Here is a 17,962-nt window from a genome sequence, read left to right on the forward strand (position 1 = left end):
CCGTCAAGTTCACCCGACGCAAAACCATACTTTTCAACGAAACCCGCACACTTTCATGACTCCCTCTCACCTACCTTGCCTAACTGAACACCCATTATTCCAACAAAAAAACCGACCGCCCTTTCGAGCAGTCGGCACAAAACTCATCTCCAACAATGAAATGCCATACTCAACGTGACGATCTATCCGTACTGTAATAGACCATATGGCCATTCTCTAAGTGGTGTACTGCAGGCGCCGGACCACCTTCAAGCTCGAAAATATTATCCGCATCATTTGTACGGCCTTTGCCGTACTTCGTCCGAAGCTCCGGGGTATTTTCAAACTCCACATGACTATCGTTGTAGCCAACACTACCTCGCCATTCACCGCTGTCTAAATCTGTATGAACAGAACTGATATGACCACTTTCAGCCGCGATAGCACCATCTACCCCTGTATTACGGTCACTTACCACAGGTGCCGTGGTATTTGCCGTCTCACGCCACTCATCCACAACATCGTCCCAAGCAATCCATGTGGATGTTATTTCGCCTTCACCGTGACCAATTTGCAACATGGCATAGGAATAATTTTCATTTGTGATATCAAATTGCGTGGTCGTCCACTCGGTCTTGGTTTCAACCGGGCTGATGCAATACTCACCGGTAAAATAGTTACCATCAAGCATCAAAACCATACGGCTACCTACATCACCACCGCTTTGCCGGGTACCCGCATGAAAGCCGCGCCCATCAATATCGTTTGCATGCAGAATATCTCCTTTTGAAGATAATCCCGGATAATAGGTTTTGTTGGATTGGGCATAGACCACCATACCCTGAATAATGCCACGAACCTGTGTATTGCTCTGCATCTGGCGTGCGCTGCGGCGTGCCGCCCCCAATGCGGGCAACAGTATTCCAATCAATAATGCGATAATACTTATTACAACTAACAGTTCAATTAGCGTAAATGCTTTACGTTTCATCAATCGCGTCTCCAGAAGAAGTCAAAGAACCCACTCAACGTATGTGCCGCTTACCGAAGTGCGCTCCAGTCATTATCCATCTGACTCTTAGTTCTCAAAGTGTTGCCCGAAAGGCATTGCCATAGAACAGCATGTATACCCAAACACACGACACTTACGTTGTTTCGGAAAAACGAACCATTCGTCTTTCCAACAAATCTTCGCCTTAATCAAATAAGCATCGCACTGACTGCCTTAAGAACATAGATCTAACATCACCTGCTAACTGAGAAATGCCGCGAGATCCGTAAACTTACAAACCTGCCATTCATCATGATTCGCATATGATCGGCCGCTACACTCAAATCTCACCCTATGACAAAAACAATCTCAAAAACAAAAGAATTAACCTATGTGTTGCGTGATTGTATCACACAAAATCTATCTCACAACTCATATAAATGCATTTAAAAACATACTTTAAGCTCACACACCTTTATCAATACGCATATCCTATTTTTCATTTCCTGAATCCCACAAATAGGCAATCAGCAAACAAAAAACCGGCCGCCCTTTCGGGCAGCCGGCCATCACTTCAAATATTAAGCATCAAAATTCAGCCTAGTATCCGAATTTAATCACAGCCATTTAGCGGTGTGATGTTTCGAAGTCGTAGTAGACCCAGTTGGCGTTCGCATCGCCGTCAACCTTGTCGGCTGCGGTGGTGTTGTCAGCATCGTCGATAAACAAGTTGTCTTTCTTGTTGCTTTCGCCCTTGGAGAACTTGGTTTCGAGTTCTGCAGTGTTTTCGAACTCAACGTGGCTATCGTTGTAAGCGACACTACCACGCCATTCACCACTGTCTTCGTCAGTGTGAACTGAGCTAACATCACCGCTGTCACCGAGCACTTCGTCAAGACCGGTGTTACGGTCACCGAGCACTGGAGCCACAGTGTTCATAGTTTCACGCCATTCGCCAACAACAGCACTCTCATGCTTGTCGATTGGATCACCAGCTGATGCATCAGTTTGGTTTTCCGCAGCAATCTGAATCATCGCATAGGAGAAATTGGAGGTATTGATGTTGTTCGCTGTGGTGGTCCACTGAGCCTTTGTTTCGACCGGGCTGATTGCATATTCACCAGTGAAATAGTTGCCGTCAAGCATGAGAACCATACGAGAAGCAGGATCGCCACCATTGAAGGCACTACCATCAATATCACTTGCGTCAGTGATCGCACGCTTAGCAGTTATACCAGGGAAGAAGCCCTTGTTAGACTGTGCGTAGATGACCATACCTTGGTGGATACCACGGGCTTGCGTGCTATTCTGCATCTGACGAGCAGTACGACGTGCAGCACCGAGCGCGGGCAGCAAAATACCAATCAACAGCGCGATGATGCTGATCACAACCAGCAATTCAATCAGTGTAAATGCTTTACGTTTCATAAATCATGTCTCCGAACTAATGAAATAACCATCCAACGTTTGTGTCTCGCACTACGGCATGTATCCAATAATTGCCCGAGACGGTTTCTGACCATCAGAACGCCGTCGGACAGACGGTACATATCAACAATGGCATCGCATCCATACCGAGCTACGCGACACTTACGCTTGCTAAGAAAGGCAAACCACTCGCCTCTCCTGCTATGCCCCCACAGTCAAAACAAGCATCAAACAGACTGCCTGCCAAAACATTGGGCTACGCTGGTTGTTTAGTCAGGCGGTGCTTCCGGGCCCACGGCAGTGCCGTTTTGCCTTCCATCACCATTCGCATTCAAGCGACCACCACACGCTCAACACGCTCAATACTGCAATAACCTGGCGAAAACGAATAACCAGTCAACACAAGGTATTTCCATTAGGTATAGTCCCTGTGTTAGCGCGATTGTACCAATACGAGTTTCTACATGTCAATGGTTGCAACTCGTGTTTTTAGAACACCTAAGATAAATTAAGACTTTAGCGACAATCGCGACATTAAATCACTATAAAGTGATTTTGTTTGTATCAATAAAAAAACCGGCCGCCCTTTCAGGCAGCCGGCCAAATAAAGTCATACCTAAATCAGCTAAAACTTACTGGGTCGCCAACTCTGCAGTAAAGTAGACCATAAAAGCATTTTCTTCTGTATAAACTTCTGGACCAGTGCCAGTCTCATCCAAGAAAAGATTGTCTTCGTCATTGGATTCGCCCTTGGTGTACTTGGTTTCAAGCTCTGGGGTATTCTCAAACTCGACGTGGCTGTCATTGTAACCAACACTACCACGCCATTCGCCGCTGTCTTCATCGGTATGAAGCGAGCTGACGTTGCCGCTGGTGCCAACCACTGCGTCATCACCCGTGTTGCGGTCTGAAAGAACTACAGCCTTAGTATTGGCCGTCTCACGCCATTCACCGTAAACATCACTGTGAGCTGTCCACTTATCAGTGTCACCATTGTCAGTGCCAGCATCGTCATCTTGCGCGATCCGCAGCATTGCATAAGAATAGTTTCCAGTCTCAATATTATGTGACGTGGTGGTCCACTCAGTCTTCGTTTCGACTGGGCTGATGCAATACTCACCAGTGAAGTAGTTACCATCAAGCATCAATACCGTACGGCTGCCAACATCACCACCGTTGTATGCGGAACCATCAATGTTTGGTGCAGCCAGAATCTCGCGCTTAGCTGAGATACCAGGATAGAAGGTCTTGTTGGACTGAGCGTAGATGACCATACCCTGGATGATGCCACGAACCTGCGTATTGCTCTGCATCTGGCGAGCGGTACGACGTGCAGCACCAAGTGCTGGCAGCAGGATGCCGATCAGCAATGCGATAATGCTGATCACGACCAGCAATTCAATAAGCGTAAAAGCTTTACGTTTCATAATATGCTTCTCCAAAAGATAAACAAAAATGTAACCATCCAACGTGCCTAAGATATTGCCCTTCTTCACCCGCTCATACGACACCCCTACCAATCACTTTAATTGGCATGGGGCTAGACAAACGGTGTTATGTGAACAATTGCATTCGCTAGGTGTGTCTCAAACAACTCTCAAACACGTATAAACAAGCCGAGGCAATACGTTTGCCACAGCAATATAAGGTACAGTGTGCCTGCGAATGGAATAGAACGAATATCCAATGAAATCGCAGTGTTTGCAGCGCCTCAAGCAGCTTCAACCATATTCTTATTGGGGTTGGTTGCGTCGCTAGATTCGAGGATGAATCAATCAAGGATGGCAGTATATTTGAATCTACCTTCTTGACACGCTGGCTTGCCCTCAGTGTACCGCTTCGTAAACACTACAAACAAACCGAAGCGATAACATTGTCATGTTTGCTGCCCTGATTCTAACCGCTCTCGCTCAAAACTGTCAAGGATTACTCACGGCCCCTCGCTACATGTTTTCCCTATATAGTGCCAGTCTCTCTTCGCTCCCAATCTCACCCGACGATATCAACGCCACGCCCATACATTGTCCGATATACTCTGCAATACAACACGCAACGCCGCTTACAACAAGAGATTAACCCATGTTCCCCAACTTCAAACAACGCATCCTCATTATCTGCTCCGCAAGCATCGGTGCCTTCATCCTAATTTTCGCCGCACATGCACTTATGCCCAAGGATGCTAGCACAGGCATCGTACTACTAAATGCAAACCTCGGCCTTCTCCCCGCACTCTTCTCACTGCTCATCTATGCCATACCCGCCATCGTGCTCGCACTGCTCTGCTCCGCCGCTGGGCACCCCTACGCTGGCCTCCTCGTCGCCTCCTTCTCGCTCCTTGTTCTCGCTGCTGCTGGCGGCTCCCCCGAAGGCTTTATTTGGTCTATCGAATCACCTCAACAATACCTCACTCTCATCTTCGAAACCCTCATTTGGCTCGCACTCTTTATCGCCTTCCTCTTTGCTATCCACATCACCCGGCCAACACTTCGCAAAAAGCTCGAACACGTTCCAAGCCTGCAAACACACGCGCCCGATTTCAACCTTTTCGTAAACTTCAACAGCAACGCCATCATCGCACTCCTTCTCTCCGCAGGCATCGCTGGCTTTCTCACCAACAACCTCATCCTCTCCACCGCCACTGCACAATCCACCTGTTCACTCATCCTCGCTTTCGGACTTGCTGCCTTCCTCACCAAACTCATCATCCCCAAAACCAACCCACTCGCCATCTTCCTCTCGCCATTCCTCGTTGCGATCGTCGCCTATGCGCTGATTAGATTCAACGCCACTAGCTACCCGACCATGACCGCACTCTACATCAAACTCTATCAGCAAGATTTCCCCGGCATGGCCATCGCACTTCCCATTCAATATGCCTCTGCAGCTGTCTTTGGCTCTGTCCTCGGCTACTCAGCTGGCTCCTCCATGGACGCCGCTTTCACACACGAAAACGACGCCGACCCAGCCACAACCTAACACCTCCCCGCACTCCTCAATTTGCCCAAAACCTTTTCTCCAAGCTATCATGCACTTTCGGCATTCGCCTGTGTCCCGCCAACCCTTGGCAATCAACCCAGACAGCTCGCACACTCTCCTGCTCTGCCCCCGCTGGCTACCGACTGTCTCATTCGTCCAATAAACCCGAACACCCTGGCGAAATCGCCTCGCGTTCACTGTTTTACCGATAACCAACCTGAATAGGCAGCTCTAATCAATCCGCACCAAACGATCATAAAAACCGAAACACAACATGCCCCGCACAAAACGTATCAGATCCAAAATCAACCGTGTCATGGTCGCCGCCGGCTTCCAGCGCGATTGGTTCCTCATCCCGCTGGCTGCTCTCGTCGGCTCATTTGCGGGTCTCGTCGCCACAGGCTTTGACCACATGGTCACTTCCTCAGGCGACTTTTTCTTTGGACGCATCGACGCACAAACCTCATTCTTCCTCCGCTTCACGATGATCATGATGCTTCCCGCCATCGGCGGCCTCCTCGTTGGGCTCATCCAACAATTCATCGCACGCGCCAAAGCTGCACACGGTGTCCCCGAAGTCATGATCGCTATCGCACGCAAGCATGGCAAAATCCCACTCCGTGTCGGTATCTTCAAAGCGATCAACTCTTCACTCACCATTGGTTCTGGTGGCTCCGCTGGTGAAGAAGGCCCCGTCATCCAGATCGGCGCCGTCGCCGGCTCTTTTATGGCCAACGTCACCAAAGTTTCCCGTGAACACATGGCCACCCTCACCGCATGCGGCGGTGCAGCAGGTCTAGCAGCTATCTTCAACGCGCCTATCTCCGGCGCCATCTTCGTCATGGAAGTCATGCTTCGCGACTTCTCCATGAAGTCATTCATTCCCATCATGATCGCCACCGTCTTCGGCGTCACCACCGGACAGCTTATTCTTGGTGAGAACGAAGCCATCTTCAATGTCCCCGATGCACTCAAACTCTACGAACTACGTGCCATCGAAATCGTCCCCTACCTCTTCCTCGGCGTCCTCTGCGGCATCGTCGGTGTCTTCTACGCAAGAGGGATGGGATTCACTGAAAACATCTTCTCCAAACTCAAAGCACCGCAATTCCTTAAACCCGCTATCGGCGGACTCTGCGTCGGCATCATCGGCATCGCTTTCGCTTACGGTTTCCATCGCCCCTTCGAACACTATTACGAACCACCCGCTTTCTATTCCAACGGTTATCCCGTCGTCGAATCCACCCTCAACCCCGATTCCTACCGCTATGAAGAATATCGCATCGAAATGCGAGAGAAAGAAAAGCAAGCTCTCAAGGAAGGCGACCTCCTCACCGCAAAGGAAATGAAACCCGTTGCACCCGAGCAATTCAAAGCAGAAACACACAATAACTACCCTGTCGGCAACGTCACACTCATCCTCCTCATCGCTGCATGTGCTGCCAAAATCATCGGCACGTGCCTCACACTCGGCTCAGGTGGCTCGGGCGGTGTCTTCGCGCCATCACTTTTCATCGGCGCTTCTCTTGGTGGTGCCTTCGGCATACTCCTTCAAAAATTTGGCGTCCTTCCCGGACACACACCCGCGCCCTACGCACTTGCTGGCATGGCTGGTGTTCTCGCAGGAGCAGTGCGCGCACCGCTAACCGCCTTCCTCCTTGTTTTTGAAATCACCCAAGACTACAAGCTCATCCTCCCCACCATGCTCGTTGCCATCCTCGCGACGATGTGCGCTCAGTTCTTTGTCCGCGACTCCATCTACACCGCACAACTCCGGCACCTCGGCCTTCGCATGGGCTCCATGTCCGACATGACTGTCCTCCGTCGCCTTGAAGTCATCGATGTCCCGCCAATCCCCGCCATCATGGTCCAGCCCGACGACCCCGCAACGCGCTTGCTCGAACTTGCCAATTCATGTGCCGCCAACGATTTTGTCGTCGTCGATGAAAATCAGAAATACCTTGGCATGATTCTTGGACAAGACGTCCGCACCACCCTGCTACAACAAGAAGCGATTCCGCTCATGATCTGTTCCGAACTCATGCAAACCGACATCCCCACGATTCATCATCGCGACACCCTCGACATCGCCCTCGACAAATTTAGTCAGTACGACACATCCTCCATCACCGTGGTTGACCAGAACAACCTCGTCAAAGGCGTCCTCACACGTGCCCGCCTTCTCAAGAAATACCAACGTGCCCTTGAGGAACCCGGCTAACCCCCCGAAAGCTTGACCTCTTTCATCATACAATCATTCCACACAAGCCCGGCACCGCTGATACTGGGGAAACTTTCCCCGACCCTGCTGCCGGCTTGTGATCGTTTTTACATTGACAATGCAAAAACATTTTCTACAGTCCAATTAGCCTTTTGCTTGCCATGAGGGTGCGGGGGAGGGAGGGAGATGCCGCAAGTAACTGCACGATTTAATTATTAGAGTATAAACAATGGAAAAGTGTTTAATGAAAAATATCGTTCTCAATCTGTTGATACTATCCTTCACTGCGATCGCCTGGGGGCATGAAACACATGAGGGTTTGCGTCACTGGGAGATTGCCAGCCCCGATCCCGATCGTATTTTCCTGTCATTCTACGGTGACGCTGCGACATCGCGCGCCGTGACTTGGCGAACAGACACCAGCATTGAAAAAGCGGTTGCGCAGATTGCCGAATCGATTGCCAGTCCTGAATTTGATCAACAAACGGCGACCATAGAGGCTCGCACCGAAACCATTGATCTCAATCAATCTTCAGACAATAAACAAGGCAAGGTCAATTACCATTCAGTTATTTTTAATAACTTGAAGCCGGATACGTTATATGCCTACCGCGTGGGTGATGGTGAAAATTTCTGGTCGGAGTGGATTCAGTTCAAGACCGCAGCGGCAACGGAAAAGCCATTCAGTTTTGTGTATTTTGGTGACGCCCAGAATGGTGTACTCAGTCATTGGTCCCGGGTAATCCGCATGGCGTATCAGAAAGCCCCCGATGCAGCGTTTGCCATCCATGCCGGAGATCTGATTAATCATGCTCACCGGGATATGGAATGGTCGGAGTGGTTTAAGGCCGGCGGTTGGGTTCATGGTCAATGGACAGGCATTCCGGTGCTCGGCAACCACGAACTCGCCAAGTTTTCGGAGGATACCCCGCGAGTGGTTTCAATATTGTGGCGTCCTCAGTTCACACTGCCGTTGTCACCGACGCTGCCTGAAGAACTTCAGGAAACCGTTTATACGGTGGACTATCAGGGGCTTCGGGTCATCGTGCTGAATTCCATGATGGATACCAAAGCACAAAACGCTTACCTAGAACAACAACTGCAACGTCCCGGCGCAAAATGGAAAGTGGTCACGTGCCATCATTCAATCTTTTCGCCGGCAAAAAAGCGTAATTTTGCTTATGCCCGTAAGGCATGGAAGCCGCTGCTGGATAAGTACGGCGTTGATCTTGTGCTTCAGGGACACGATCATACCTATGCCCGAGGCCATGTCCCCGTCCGCACAGCAGATGGCAGCTACGGCGATTCAATTGAGACAATGTATGTCACCTCGGTCAGTGGAAAAAAAATGTATGACCTGTCTCGCGAGCAGCTTGAAAGCTATGCGGTTGATGGATATGAGTCGGACCAAACCGCGGTCAAGAAACAGTTTTTCCAAGTGATTAACGTGACAGACAATCAGTTGATCTACGAAGCCTACACAGCCGACGGCAAGCTTTACGACAAAGCCGTCATCACAAAAGATTTCAAGACCGGCAAGAAAACACTGCAATAACACAAAGCCGCAAACTCTCCATACAACTCAAGTGATCCCTTCCCCCATATCTCCTCGCAAGATATCTTATCACCTATGCAAAAAATCACGCCGGAAATCGTAGGCGAATTCATCAACGCTTGTGAACTTGATCACAATAAAGCAAAACGAATGATCAACGATTACCCCAGCATCATGAATTCAACCGTGTTCATGAGCGAAACACCATTCCACTTCCTTGTTGTAGAAAACTTTATCAATGCCGTCCGCTTCCTGATCGAACAAAGGCAAGACACCAATGTACTTGATGAATACGGAAGCACCGCATTTGAGCGTGCGGTTAGTATTGAGCTTTATGAAATAACCGAGTTGTTGCTCAAACACGGTGCGGATCCCAATCGTCCACCATCCGAATGTGCAGAGTATGTCATTGTAAAAGCTATTCGCAATGAAGATGACAAGATGAGCAAGCTACTGATCGAACACGGAGCCGACATCGACAGTCAAATCTCTTCAGGCGTACTCCATCAATTGCACAATCAAAAGCGTGATTATCAATCTTTTTGCCAAGCCGTCGGCCTAATCCCCGAAAAAACTGATTTCACCGCACTTGCCAAGCAACTTCTTGAACAACCAGAATCGTCTGCTCCAAGAATTTTCATGTTCAAATCGACGCTTTATGACCTCGCTGCAAACAATCGCCTCGAAGCCATCAACCATCTATTACAAACCAAGCAAGGCATCTATCAATCGCAATCCGACCTTGACACAGCACTCATCTATGCCGCAAAAAACAATCATTTAAACCTAGCACAACTACTCATCAGCACCGGCGCAAACCCAAACGCCTTTGCAAAAGTGTATGCTGAGAATTTCGATTGGATGTACACTCAAAACAGTCTTCGTGAAGCACTCCAAGCCAATCACTTTAAGATGTGCAAACTCCTTCTAGATCATGGAGCCGACATCGAAATCTGCGGAGACTACGGCAAGCAAATCCTTCCCGACCTCGATCAAATCATCGAAGATTCGAAGTCGCACTAAAGAACATAACTCAACGGCAATACAACACCAACTTCCGGGGGCTTCCCTCCCCCCTCATTCCTCGCTACCCTATTTCTACATGACCGACTCGCCCCACAAACTCACCTTCCCACGCACTCACCGCCTCTCCGGCAGCGCCCAGTTCTCTCATGTCTACAACGCAAAGATGCGCAAAAACGCCGGCCCCCTTACCCTCATGACCGCTCCCAACAATCTCCCCCACAACCGCCTCGGCCTGTCCGTTTCCCGCAAGCTTGGAAACGCCATCACACGCAATCGCATCAAACGTCTCCTCCGTGAATGTTACCGTCTCACCCAACACAACCAACCCCAATCCTACGACATCATCATTATTCCACGCTCTCATTCACCGCTGCTCACTCTAACCGAGTATCAATCCCTCTTCCTCACCACGCTCAATGAATCTCATGAAAATTGGAACCGCCGCCGTGCCAAACAGCTAAAATCAGACATAGACAAGACCACAAACTAACAAGCTCGGTATCGCTGGTGCCGGGGTTTGGTCAATGAACATATGCGATCGTTTTTCAACCACATATTCTCTCGCCTCTTCATTTTTTTTGTCCTGTTCTATCGCTGCACCCTCGCCCATATCATGGGTGGGCACTGCCGCTTCCAACCTACCTGCTCTCAGTACATGATCGATGCTATCAATAAATACGGTCCATTCCGTGGTGCTTATCGTGGCATCAAACGCATCCTCCGCTGTCACCCCTTTTCCAAACGCTCCGGCTACGATCCGGCCTAAAACCGATTCATCCTAGACCATTAGTTGCAAATCCCCGATACTACAATCAGTACCGCGCGATCGTTTTGCGCTTATCGGAACTTTAAATTCTCATGCCCAACGTCAAAAATATCCTCGCCGCCATCAAGCGGACCCTCACCACACCCGTCGACGAACTTTCACGTGTGCAGTTCCGTATCCGCCACGCTATCGAGCTCGTGTTTTTCTGTGGCCGCAAAATGCGTGAAGACCGCGCTACGCAAATGGCCGCCGCTCTCACCTACCGCACCATCTTCTCACTCGTTCCCCTCACCGTCTTGGCCCTGCTCATCTTCAAAGCCTTTGGCGGATTTGCCGCGCTCGGCGACAACACCCAGCAAAAAATCTACGATTACCTCGGCATCAACTTTGCCACTCAATCCTCCCAAGTCGAACCAACTCCTGAAACCACCTCTACAACATCCGCATCGCCAACCCATCAACCCAATCAATCAACCACACCTAATCATCAGTTAGACATTACCGACGACGAAACCCAGAACGAAACGCAAGAAACCGTCGTCACTTTCTTCGACAACCTCAACGCTCAAGTCTCCAACATCAATCTCGCCGGTTTCGGTGCCATCGGTATCGGCGTCCTCATCTGGGGGGCTGTCTCTCTCCTCGTCACGGCAGAACGATCCTTCAACACCATCTACCAGTGCCCCACCGGTCGCGCCTGGCACATGCGCATCACCATCTACTGGGCTATTATCACTCTCGGCCCTGTACTCCTCTTCATCTCCTCATTCGTCGCCACGCAAGCCTTCAACTTTGCCACATCCATCCCCGGCCTCGCCACCCTCTTCTCAATCCTCTCTACCTTCACCGCACTCATCACCACTTGGTTACTTCTCCTCGCCCTCTACATGCTCATGCCAAACACCCGCGTCGCTTTCAAGCCCGCACTCATCGGCTCCTTCGTCGCCGCCGTTCTCTGGGAACTTGGCAAGCTCGGCTTCCGACTCTACGTCACCAAAGCGCTCTCTGCCGCCTCACTCAACGTCGCACTCTACGGCTCTCTCGGTCTCATTCTCATTTTCCTCCTCTGGATCTATATCACTTGGCTCATCATTGTCTTCGGCCTCGAAATTACCTCTACTCTCCAACTCCTCCCAGGCCGCCGACTCAAAGAACTTCTCACTAACAACGAACAAGACCCCGTCGCCTCCCCCGACCTGATCATTCTTGTTATGGCCGCCATCGCAAAACCCTTCTCCACTGGCCAAACCATCTCCGCACAATCACTCGCTCAATCGCTGCACCTCACCACACGCACACTCGCCCACGTCACCAATCTCCTCCTCGAACACAACCTCATTCACCATATCTCCGAAAATGAATCCCACCACAATCAGTTCGTGCCAGCTCGCCCGCCACAAGAAATCCCGATCTCTCTTCTTTTAACGCTTGGCCACGAGCAAACCAAGTCCCGCATCATTCCCGTCGCACCTACCATCAACCACAACGAGCAAACCCAATCCTCTGACCATACAAAAAATACTAAAAAAGCAGATGCAAACACATCATCTCAACTTATCCCCGGCTCAACTTTCCTCGATCAACTTATCGACGCGCAAATCTCTGCCGCCTCCGCTAAAACACTTGCCGACATCATCTAGCTTTATATGAACCACCCATTTCATTAAAAAAACCTGAGCCGAACGCTCAGGTTTTTTAACTATACATCAATCAACTGTATTCAACTGCTGAAGAACGCTCGATACGCCGGCTCAACATCAAGCGGATCGCCTGTTTCCTTTTGAAGCGACTTAAACTCCAAAAACAAGCTATCCATGATAGGCCTATACGATGCATCGCCTGCCAAATCGTGCATCTCATTTGGGTCCTGTATCAAGTCATACAGGCGAACCACATGTGCCTCTGGATAAATAATCATTTTGTAATCTGTAGTCCTTACCATACGCTGCGTACCATAATACGCACCATAAATCGCATCATACCCACTCTTCTTCTCATCACCTCTAGCCAACGGCATCAGACTCTTAAACGCAACCTGATCTTCATATTTTGAAGCTGCAAGGTCCAAAGCACTCGCCATCACATCTTGCAGATAAACAAATCCATCAACTTGCTGCCCTTGCTTCACACCCTGCCCCACAACAATCAACGGCACACGCATACTACGATCATACATATTTTGCTTACCCATAAAGCCATGATCACCTACCGCTAAACCGTGATCTGCTGTAAAGAATATATATGTATTCCCCGCCTGCCCCGTTTTTTCTAACGCATCCAATATCCGGCCAATTTGTTCGTCCATATGCGAAATAATCGCGTAATACTCCTGACGATTCACCTTAACCGCATACTCCGTCCGTGGAAATGGCCCTAGTTTTTCATCACGTAACCTTTTACCCGATCCAATCTCTTCACAATATGGATATTCTTCCATGAATGTCTCAGGCACGGAAATACGATCCAATGGATACATATCAACATACTTCTGAGGCGATTGCCTTGGATCATGCGGTGCATTAAAACCAACATACATAAAGAATGGATCTTCGCGCTTCGCTGCATCATTCAAAAAACGAATGACATCATTCCCCAACACCTCACTCCAATGCATACCCCCATCCCAATAACCTCCAAATTTGCTATCTGATGGACTCCATGTATCTACACTGCCTTGAACAAATTTTCGCCGATATCGTTCTTGTGTTTGTTTCGGCATTCCGGCTCGAATATTCACGGTATGCTCAAACACCTTTGCGGCATCAACACCAAGTAAATGCCACTTCCCAGACATATATGTTTCATACCCCGCCTCATCCATCATCTCAGACCACATTTTTCCATATGGCTCAGGCTCTAAATCATATCGATATCGCTTACCTTCAAAGTACTTTTCATTTGGCACACCTTTCGGACACATCGCACCCGCATGCCATAACTGCTTCCCAGTATTTAACATCGTGCGGCTCGCTACACATACCGCCGCAGTAAATGAACCGGAATTATAAGCCTGCGTAAATGACGTCCCCCGTTCCACCAACCGGTCAAGATTCGGTGTTTTCACCTCAGAATTATTCAAACTCCCAATCGCTTCATAGGTCATGTCGTCTGCAAAGATAAACAATATGTTCGGTTTACTATCTTCACCATAAACACTACTGGCACTAATCAACGACATGGTACCAGCGAGTAACCCTGCACAACGAAAATACTTCATATATGGATCTCCAACGACAAATTTCACTGTTCAAAGACCGGTTATTAGCAGAATGTGTTATATGGCATATTATTTCAAATTCAATCAAAATTTATCTTTATATTTCATTTCTCGAATTTGCTCACTTCAATCAATCAAGCCAAATTCAATGCAACCACCAAACGACTATTGAAGCATCCTGTCTCGTAACGATATGATGCTTCATCTTTTACCCCGTAAACACCACGTAGAATTTCGTCCATGCCGACACCTCAAGACACAAATACTTCCCGCAAAATGCACTTTGGCCGCTACGACTACGCCGCCTTCTCTTCCTTCCTCGCCTACGCAGCAGGCTCTATCATCATCCCCGTTGCGCTTGTTACCATTGCACGCGACCTCGCCTTCCCTCTCGAATCAGGCGGGCTCAACGCCGGCGGACTGCTCCACCTCGCCCGCACCATCCCAATGGTCGCAACTATGCTTCTTTGCGGTTTCCTTGCCGCGCGTATTGGCAACCGCAAGTCACTCGCACTCGCCGTCGTTCTCATGGCGATCGGACTGCTCATCTGCGCCATCTCACCAATCTATGGCATCCTCTTCATCGCACTCATGATTGCCGGCCTCGGTGAAGGCATCATCGAGGGACTCGCCACGCCCTTCATCCAAAACATCCACGTCAACGATCAGCCTGGACGCTACATCAACTTCGCACACGGCTTCTGGCCCGTTGGCATCTTCCTCACCGTCATCGCCTCAGGCATTTTCCTTTCCCTCGGATTCTCTTGGCGATATCTTGTCGCCGCCATTGCAATCCTCTGTCTGATCCCTACGGCGCTCCTTCTGCTCCCTGCAAGATCTGGCCACGAATACCCTGAAAACCCAGAGCCTTTCGATGCGCGCACCGTTCTCGGCCACGCCCTCACCCTTGCTCGCACGCCCCGCTTCTGGCTCTACTTCACCGCCATGTTCCTCGCAGGTGGCGGCGAGTTCTCCCTCACCTTCTGGGCAGCAAGCTATATCCAACTTAATTTTACGGATACCGCATGGGCCGGCTCACTTGGCATCATTTGCTTCGCACTCGGCATGTTCATCAGCCGCACCGGCTGGGGCTATCTCATCAAACAACAACAACTCAAACAACTCGTCACCTACTCCGCCATCGCCGGCGCCTTCATCACCATCCTCTTCCCATTCATCACCAGCATGTCCCTCTTCATGATCTTGCTCTTCTTTGCAGGTATCGCCGCTGCACCATACTGGCCTTCTGTCCAAAGCTATGCTGCAGACCGCCTGCCACACGTCGACACCACCATGCTCTTCATCCTCCTCTCGTGCGCCGGCATCCCCGGCTGCGGCGTCTTTACCTGGCTCATTGGTCTCATCGGTTATCTCACTGGTTCACTCACTTTTGCCTTCTTCCTCATCCCCATGGCCTTCACTCTCCTCGCCATTATCATCACCATCGACTGGCTACTCCTCACAAAATCTCCTTAAAAGCAGGCATAATATCTTCCACTACAAACCTAACCCCTCTTCTCCACCGTAACATTTTCACACACATCCGACTTCCGTTATCATCATCCCATGACGCAAACTATCGCCACGCCGATCCCCACACTCATTCAATCTACAGCACGCTTCTCTGACTGTCGCCAGTATCGGTACACACTTCATCGTATCTGGGACACCTCCAAACCCTATTGCATGTTTGTCGGACTAAATCCTTCTACTGCTGACGAAATTCAAAACGACCCTACTGTCCGACGATGCATTGGCTACGCTATCGACTGGAACTTCGGCGGGCTCATCATGACCAATATCTTTTCATTCCGTGCAACCGATCCCAAAGACATGAAAGCCCACCCCGAACCCGTTGGCCCCAAGAATAACTATTGGCTAAAGAAAGTATCTGCTGATGCAGGACTCACACTCTGCGCCTGGGGCAATCATGGCTCACACCTCGACCGCGCCACACAAGTCATCCCCCTACTCACCAATCCTCACTGCCTCAAAGTCACAGGCGCTGGCCACCCCTCCCATCCTCTTTATCTTAAAAAAGACTTGCAACCTATCCCCTTCTCCGTCTAACCATCAATTAGACCCCCCATTTATTGTCATACCGCTGCGCGATCGGCATCCGCCTGCCAAACCCAAACGCTTTCCCCGTAATCTTCAGACCCGGTGCCGCCTGCTTTCGCTTGTACTCATTCAAATCAATCAGCCGCACCATTCTTAGCACTGTCTCTCCATCAAACCTCGTCTCATCAATAATACGCTTCGCGCTCTGATCTTTTTCGACATACCGTTCAATAATTTCATCAAGTACCTCATACGCTGGCAACGAATCCTGATCGCACTGGTCTGGTCGCAACTCCGCACTTGGTGGCTTCTCAATCGTATTCCACGGTATCACCGCCTCCCCATACATCCTTTTCAACTCCGACGCATTACTCTCATTCACCCACCGCGACAAGTCATACACCATCGTCTTTGGCACATCACACAATACTGAAAATCCGCCACACATATCGCCATATAACGTGCAATAACCCACAGCCAATTCACTCTTGTTTCCCGTCGTCACCAAGAGCGCCCCAAACTTGTTCGACACACTCATCATGATGTTCCCGCGAATCCGCGCTTGAATGTTTTCTTCTGTGACATCCTCCTCCATCCCAGTAAACATCTCTGAGAGCATCCCCTCCATCGCAGCATGAGCGTCTTCAATCGGCACCACATGAAACGCCACACCTAAATTTTCCGCAAGCTCCCGCGCATCCATTACCGATCCCTCTGATGAGTACCGACTCGGCATCCCCACACCAATCACATTCTCCTTCCCAATCGCGGCCACTGCCACCGCACACGATAGTGCTGAATCAATCCCGCCACTTAATCCCATCACAATTTTTTTAAAACCACACTTACGAACATAATCACGCAACCCCAACACCAACGCCGCCCACGCCGCGTCTAATCCCTCACGCGAATGCTCAATGCACCCCTCCATGACACCGTGATTAATTCCCCCTGCATCATCCCCACCCACCGGCAAATCCACTACGAGCAAATCTTCTTCAAAATCCTTCGCATGCCCAATCACTTCCCCCTCACCATTCATCACACATGAATTCCCATCAAACACCAACTCATCATTGCCCCCCACCTGATTGCAATATACAATTGGCTTGCTGTGTTTCTTCGCCACATGTTTCATCAACTGCATCCGTACATCATGTTTCCCCATCACAAACGGACTCGCTGAACAATTCACGAGTACATCCGCACCCTGCCCCGCAATTACATCCATCGGATTCTCATGATAAAGCTCATGCCCAAGCACCGCCGCTTCATTCCATAAATCTTCACATACACTCACACCAACTTTCACACCATCAATCACATGCACACCTATCGCATCACCCGGCTCAAAATATCTTCCCTCATCAAATACGTCATACGTCGGCAGCAATGTCTTTACATACCGCGCGACCATCTTCCCATCACGCAATACTGCTACCGCATTTTGCAATAGCCGCCCCTTCCCTTTTTCACTTTTTGCAGGATACCCCACCAATGCCGTGATCCCATCGCACCGCTTCGCCAGCTCAACCAGCTCCGCCTCACACCGTTCAATCAATGCCGGTTTCAACAGCAAATCCTTCGGCGGGTACCCCACCAGTGCCATCTCTGGAAAGATCACCAGCCCCGCCCCCTCACCCTTCGCACGATCAATGTCTCGCGCAATCATTGCCCCATTCCCGCCTACATCGCCAACCGTCGGATTGATTTGTGCTATCGCAATTCTCATAACATGTATT

Annotated in this window: 14 protein-coding genes; 9 read left to right on the forward strand and 5 right to left on the reverse strand. The window is 49.8% G+C overall.

The genetic code is table 11. From position 1 onward, the window contains the following. Positions 1 to 169: 169 nt before the first annotated feature. From ACQ6WK_RS11155 to ACQ6WK_RS11165, 3 genes are all read right to left on the reverse strand, one after another. Positions 170 to 970, reverse strand: coding sequence for a prepilin-type N-terminal cleavage/methylation domain-containing protein (locus ACQ6WK_RS11155; protein WP_432797462.1), 801 nt, complete (start codon positions 968 to 970; stop codon positions 170 to 172). A 627-nt stretch (positions 971 to 1,597) separates the two neighbouring features. Next, entirely contained in the window at positions 1,598 to 2,398 is an 801-nt protein-coding gene (locus ACQ6WK_RS11160) for a prepilin-type N-terminal cleavage/methylation domain-containing protein (protein WP_432797463.1), read from the reverse strand. A gap of 632 nt (positions 2,399 to 3,030) precedes the next feature. Further along, positions 3,031 to 3,825 carry a type II secretion system protein gene (locus tag ACQ6WK_RS11165; RefSeq protein WP_432797464.1) on the reverse strand — a complete coding sequence of 265 codons (795 nt, stop codon included), beginning with the start codon at positions 3,823 to 3,825 and terminating at the stop codon, positions 3,031 to 3,033. A gap of 652 nt (positions 3,826 to 4,477) precedes the next feature. Between ACQ6WK_RS11165 and ACQ6WK_RS11170 the strand changes: the two genes are divergently transcribed. From ACQ6WK_RS11170 to ACQ6WK_RS11200, 7 genes are all read left to right on the forward strand, one after another. After that, on the forward strand, positions 4,478 to 5,374 hold the full coding sequence (locus ACQ6WK_RS11170; protein ID WP_432797465.1) for a hypothetical protein: 897 nt from the start codon (positions 4,478 to 4,480) through the stop codon (positions 5,372 to 5,374). A 274-nt stretch (positions 5,375 to 5,648) separates the two neighbouring features. Next, on the forward strand, positions 5,649 to 7,595 hold the full coding sequence (locus ACQ6WK_RS11175; RefSeq protein ID WP_432797466.1) for a chloride channel protein: 1,947 nt from the start codon (positions 5,649 to 5,651) through the stop codon (positions 7,593 to 7,595). A gap of 244 nt (positions 7,596 to 7,839) precedes the next feature. Further along, a complete protein-coding gene (locus ACQ6WK_RS11180) occupies positions 7,840 to 9,150 on the forward strand; it encodes a fibronectin type III domain-containing protein (protein ID WP_432797467.1) in 1,311 nt (436 codons plus the stop codon). 150 nt (positions 9,151 to 9,300) lie between these two features. Beyond that, entirely contained in the window at positions 9,301 to 10,173 is an 873-nt protein-coding gene (locus ACQ6WK_RS11185) for an ankyrin repeat domain-containing protein (protein ID WP_432800395.1), read from the forward strand. A gap of 79 nt (positions 10,174 to 10,252) precedes the next feature. Beyond that, positions 10,253 to 10,666, forward strand: coding sequence for a ribonuclease P protein component (rnpA, locus tag ACQ6WK_RS11190; protein WP_432797468.1), 414 nt, complete (start codon positions 10,253 to 10,255; stop codon positions 10,664 to 10,666). A gap of 27 nt (positions 10,667 to 10,693) precedes the next feature. Beyond that, positions 10,694 to 10,942, forward strand: coding sequence for a membrane protein insertion efficiency factor YidD (yidD, locus tag ACQ6WK_RS11195; RefSeq protein WP_432797469.1), 249 nt, complete (start codon positions 10,694 to 10,696; stop codon positions 10,940 to 10,942). Positions 10,943 to 11,034: 92 nt separating this feature from the next. Continuing rightward, positions 11,035 to 12,582 (forward strand): YihY/virulence factor BrkB family protein, encoded by a 1,548-nt coding sequence (locus ACQ6WK_RS11200; protein ID WP_432797470.1) that lies wholly within the window; start codon positions 11,035 to 11,037, stop codon positions 12,580 to 12,582. An 80-nt stretch (positions 12,583 to 12,662) separates the two neighbouring features. Here ACQ6WK_RS11200 and ACQ6WK_RS11205 read toward each other — a convergent pair whose 3' ends face one another. Next, positions 12,663 to 14,159, reverse strand: a complete 1,497-nt coding sequence (locus ACQ6WK_RS11205; protein WP_432797471.1) for a sulfatase-like hydrolase/transferase — start codon at positions 14,157 to 14,159, stop codon at positions 12,663 to 12,665. A gap of 240 nt (positions 14,160 to 14,399) precedes the next feature. Between ACQ6WK_RS11205 and ACQ6WK_RS11210 the strand changes: the two genes are divergently transcribed. Next, entirely contained in the window at positions 14,400 to 15,635 is a 1,236-nt protein-coding gene (locus tag ACQ6WK_RS11210; RefSeq protein ID WP_432797472.1) for an MFS transporter, read from the forward strand. Between the two features lie 90 nt (positions 15,636 to 15,725). Further along, positions 15,726 to 16,229 (forward strand): DUF1643 domain-containing protein, encoded by a 504-nt coding sequence (locus tag ACQ6WK_RS11215; RefSeq protein WP_432797473.1) that lies wholly within the window; start codon positions 15,726 to 15,728, stop codon positions 16,227 to 16,229. 7 nt (positions 16,230 to 16,236) lie between these two features. Here ACQ6WK_RS11215 and ACQ6WK_RS11220 read toward each other — a convergent pair whose 3' ends face one another. Next, entirely contained in the window at positions 16,237 to 17,952 is a 1,716-nt protein-coding gene (locus ACQ6WK_RS11220; protein WP_432797474.1) for an NAD+ synthase, read from the reverse strand. Positions 17,953 to 17,962 lie beyond the last annotated feature (10 nt).

The organism is Poriferisphaera sp. WC338 (assembly GCF_050931845.1).
Classification (GTDB): Bacteria; Planctomycetota; Phycisphaerae; order Phycisphaerales; family Phycisphaeraceae; genus Poriferisphaera.

What these genes read in the sequence shown, in the direction of transcription:
- ACQ6WK_RS11165 (WP_432797464.1), bottom strand. Translation starts at nt 3,825, where the DNA reads ATGAAACGTAAAGCTTTTACGCTTATTGAATTGCTGGTCGTGATCAGC.
- rnpA (WP_432797468.1), top strand. Translation starts at nt 10,253, where the DNA reads ATGACCGACTCGCCCCACAAACTCACCTTCCCACGCACTCACCGCCTC.
- ACQ6WK_RS11180 (WP_432797467.1), top strand. Translation starts at nt 7,840, where the DNA reads ATGAAAAATATCGTTCTCAATCTGTTGATACTATCCTTCACTGCGATC.
- ACQ6WK_RS11205 (WP_432797471.1), bottom strand. Translation starts at nt 14,159, where the DNA reads ATGAAGTATTTTCGTTGTGCAGGGTTACTCGCTGGTACCATGTCGTTG.
- ACQ6WK_RS11220 (WP_432797474.1), bottom strand. Translation starts at nt 17,952, where the DNA reads ATGAGAATTGCGATAGCACAAATCAATCCGACGGTTGGCGATGTAGGC.
- ACQ6WK_RS11175 (WP_432797466.1), top strand. Translation starts at nt 5,649, where the DNA reads ATGCCCCGCACAAAACGTATCAGATCCAAAATCAACCGTGTCATGGTC.
- ACQ6WK_RS11210 (WP_432797472.1), top strand. Translation starts at nt 14,400, where the DNA reads ATGCCGACACCTCAAGACACAAATACTTCCCGCAAAATGCACTTTGGC.
- ACQ6WK_RS11215 (WP_432797473.1), top strand. Translation starts at nt 15,726, where the DNA reads ATGACGCAAACTATCGCCACGCCGATCCCCACACTCATTCAATCTACA.
- ACQ6WK_RS11170 (WP_432797465.1), top strand. Translation starts at nt 4,478, where the DNA reads ATGTTCCCCAACTTCAAACAACGCATCCTCATTATCTGCTCCGCAAGC.
- ACQ6WK_RS11160 (WP_432797463.1), bottom strand. Translation starts at nt 2,398, where the DNA reads ATGAAACGTAAAGCATTTACACTGATTGAATTGCTGGTTGTGATCAGC.
- ACQ6WK_RS11200 (WP_432797470.1), top strand. Translation starts at nt 11,035, where the DNA reads ATGCCCAACGTCAAAAATATCCTCGCCGCCATCAAGCGGACCCTCACC.
- ACQ6WK_RS11155 (WP_432797462.1), bottom strand. Translation starts at nt 970, where the DNA reads ATGAAACGTAAAGCATTTACGCTAATTGAACTGTTAGTTGTAATAAGT.
- ACQ6WK_RS11185 (WP_432800395.1), top strand. Translation starts at nt 9,301, where the DNA reads ATGATCAACGATTACCCCAGCATCATGAATTCAACCGTGTTCATGAGC.